At 67.3% G+C, this 609-nt stretch carries 1 protein-coding gene; it reads right to left on the bottom strand.

From position 1 onward, the window contains the following. Positions 1–609: GMC oxidoreductase (locus IU450_RS39290; RefSeq protein ID WP_228835766.1), on the bottom strand; the 609-nt coding region annotated here is incomplete at its 5' end.

Here is a 609-nt window from a genome sequence, read left to right as displayed (position 1 = left end):
TCAGATCAGGGTGTCGATGTCGTGGGTGACGATGTTGTCGAGTGCGCGTTCGGCGATGGCGGCGATGGTCATCGAGGGGTTGCATGCGGCGGTGTTGCCTGGCATGAGTGCTCCGTCGAGGACGTAGAGGCCGGGTTGTTCGTGGACGCGGCCATCCAGGTCGCAGACCGCGCCCATGCTCGCTCCGCCGAGGGGATGCCAGGTGGAGGGGAACAGGGCGTTGGTGTCCATCAGCATGCCGTCGGGGCCGGCGATCTTGTGGACGGTGGGGCCGATGTGGTTGTCCTGGATGTAGCTGTCCCCGTCGGCGGGCCAGTGCAGGATCGCGTCGTCGCGTGCCGCGTCGTAGGTGAAGCTGCCTCGTCCGTCGCTGACGCCGTAACCGACCATCATGGTGGCGCGCGGGTCCAGCGACAGTGGCGGGATGGATGCCTGGATCACGGTGTGGGCGGCGTGCGGATCGTCCCAGTTCTTGCTGCCGTAGACCACCGGGCCGCCTTGGGGCGCACCGAATTCGGCCGAGGGATCGGTCCAGACGTAGATGCGGTCGGCGTTGGTCCCCCAGTTCTGTCCCACGCCGTCGGGCAGATCGCGGATGAGCCCCTTGGC

Source organism: Nocardia abscessus, assembly GCF_015477775.1.
GTDB lineage: Bacteria > Actinomycetota > Actinomycetes > Mycobacteriales > Mycobacteriaceae > Nocardia > Nocardia abscessus_A.
This window is presented reverse-complemented; position numbering and strand designations above follow the sequence as displayed.